Here is a 2,279-nt window from a genome sequence, read left to right on the forward strand (position 1 = left end):
GTAAGCGCCCAATAGCGCGGTATCTATCGACCTCTGTTCAATAGTCATATACTGTTCTTAACAATTGAATACGGAGGAACACGATATTATGACTGAACATCCAATCGTACCGCTCGAGCTGCCAAAGGACAGAATCAGACCTAAGAAGAGGCCCGGAAAGAACCGGCTTGTTCTTAACCTGAAGTCCAATGGGGTTGAGCTGTCATTTTACAGTGATGCCACTAACGAGCTTATGCTCGAAGTCGTAGACAGGTTCTTGAGCCATGATTAATCTGGCAGAACTGGGTCGCGTGTTCATTGTTTGCGGTAAGACCGACATGCGTCGAGGGATCGATTCGCTTGCTTACATAGTTAAGAAGAGCTTCCATCTCGATCCCTTCTCCGGGTGCGTCTTTCTTTTCTGTGGCAGTCGAAAGGACCGCTTCAAGGCACTTTATTGGGATGGCCAGGGCTTCTGGTTGCTCTATAAGCGCTTTGAGAATGGAAAGCTTGCCTGGCCAAACAATGAAGACGAAGTGCGAGAGCTGTCTGATGAGCAAGTCATGCGCTTGATGCAGGGCTTTACCATTGATCCTAAAATTCATATCGCAAGAGCTCGTGAATTGTATTGATTTCACGAGCTTTTCTGGTATTCTAATGATTATGAATCAAGGAGGGACAACAACCATGACCGACAAAGACACTTCAGCTTTAATCGAAACGCTCAAAGCAACTAACGAAGAGCTGCTCAAGCAGGTCGCTCTCCTTACTGAACAAGTTGAGTATTTGACCAGGAAGCTTTACGGAAAATCCTCCGAAAAGAACGTTGTCAATACTAACCAGCTGAGTCTCTTCGATGAAGACAAGGCTGGCGGTGAAGATGACGAGGACTTGCCCTCGCATTACCGAAACTATTACCTATAAGAGACGCAAGCAGGTCGGCAGAAAGCAGGACATCTTAGCTTCTCTTCCGGGCGAGGAGGTTCATCATCGCTTGGATGACCTTACCTGTCCAGACTGCCAGCACGAGCTGAAAGAGATCGGCAGCTTCTGTGCCAGAAAAGAGCTGCTCTACATTCCAGCCCAGGTTAAGCGAATCGACCATATTCAGCACTCTTACAAGTGCCCGCACTGCAGTGATGAGGCACCAACTGACAAGATTATCAAAGCACCTGTACCCAAGGCTCCGTTAACCAACAGTCTTGGCTCAGCTTCTTTGATCTCAAATACGATCTATCAGAAGTACGTTCTCAAGGTTCCTGCCTACCGGCAAGAGAAAGACTTGCGACGTATGGGCCTTCCGCTTGATCACAAGACGGTTTCGAATTGGCATATCAAAGTCTGCGAGTACTACCTCTCCAGCCTTTACGAACTCTTGAGAAAAGAGCTGCTAAAACAGGATGTAATTCACGCAGATGAGACGCCATATCGAGTCTTAGACAGTGAAAGAGCTAAAGACTACGTCTGGACCTTCTTGTCAGGCAAGCATTCCGAGAAGCCGATTGTCCTGTATCACCATGGATCACGAAAGGGCGCCGAAGCGTGGGATTTCCTCACAGGTTTCAGCGGATACCTTCATTGTGATCAATATCCTGGCTATTTACGATTAAGCCAACAGGATGTGACTCTTGTAGGCTGTATGGCTCATGCAAGACGGAAATTCCATGATTCCTTGCCTAAAGACAAGGCTAGAGAATCCGACGCGACTTCGGTGGCTAATCAAGGGATCCGTTACTGTAACCAAATGTTTAGCCTGGAGCACGCTTGGAAAGACCTTTCCGCCGAAGAGAGATACGAGAAGCGTCAGTCCGAATTAAAGCCTCTGCTAGAGAAGTTTTCCGACTGGTGCTCCAAGAAATCAATCTCCGTGTTGCCATCCGGCAAGCTGGGGACGGCCTTCCAGTATTGCATAAAGCACATGGACAAGTTCATGAACGTTCTAAAAGATGGTCGCCTTGAACTGTCCAACAACAGAGCAGAACGAGCGGTCAAAGAGATCGTCATGGGACGCAAGAACTGGCTCTTTTCACAGAGCAGTACAGGCGCCAAATCCATGGCGATCATTATGAGCATACTCGAAACTGCCAAGCAAAATGGCTTGGATCAATTCAAATACATCAACTATCTTCTAGACAAGCTGCCCAATGAGCTGTCATTATTAGACAATCAGCGTCTGGAAGCCTATTTACCATGGGCTGAGAATGTTCAGCTACACTGTAAGTGAAGTCCCATAAACTGATTAATCCCATCTTAGCATTGCTAGGATGGGATTTTAATATACCGCGATATTGGGCGCTTAC

Annotated in this window: 4 protein-coding genes; all 4 read left to right on the plus strand. The window is 47.2% G+C overall.

Annotated features, from left to right (window positions below; translation table 11 throughout):
* Window positions 1–88: 88 nt before the first annotated feature.
* From FYJ62_RS10385 to FYJ62_RS10400, 4 genes are read left to right on the plus strand one after another with little or no spacing between them, the layout of a single operon-like run.
* Complete coding sequence (locus FYJ62_RS10385) at window positions 89–271, plus strand: hypothetical protein (RefSeq protein WP_154549565.1); 183 nt, start codon at window positions 89–91, stop codon at window positions 269–271.
* The gene (gene tnpB, locus FYJ62_RS10390; protein WP_154486615.1) at window positions 264–611 is read left to right on the plus strand and encodes an IS66 family insertion sequence element accessory protein TnpB; all 348 of its coding nucleotides are present in this window, start codon (window positions 264–266) and stop codon (window positions 609–611) included. Before FYJ62_RS10385 ends, tnpB begins: the two co-directional genes overlap by 8 nt.
* 55 nt (window positions 612–666) lie before the next feature.
* Window positions 667–903, plus strand: coding sequence for an IS66 family transposase (locus tag FYJ62_RS10395; protein ID WP_154549297.1), 237 nt, complete (start codon window positions 667–669; stop codon window positions 901–903).
* Window positions 860–2,203, plus strand: coding sequence for an IS66-like element short variant transposase (locus tag FYJ62_RS10400; RefSeq protein WP_154549566.1), 1,344 nt, complete (start codon window positions 860–862; stop codon window positions 2,201–2,203). Before FYJ62_RS10395 ends, FYJ62_RS10400 begins: the two co-directional genes overlap by 44 nt.
* Window positions 2,204–2,279 lie beyond the last annotated feature (76 nt).

It is taken from the genome of Lactobacillus porci (assembly GCF_009695985.1).
GTDB lineage: Bacteria > Bacillota > Bacilli > Lactobacillales > Lactobacillaceae > Lactobacillus > Lactobacillus absianus.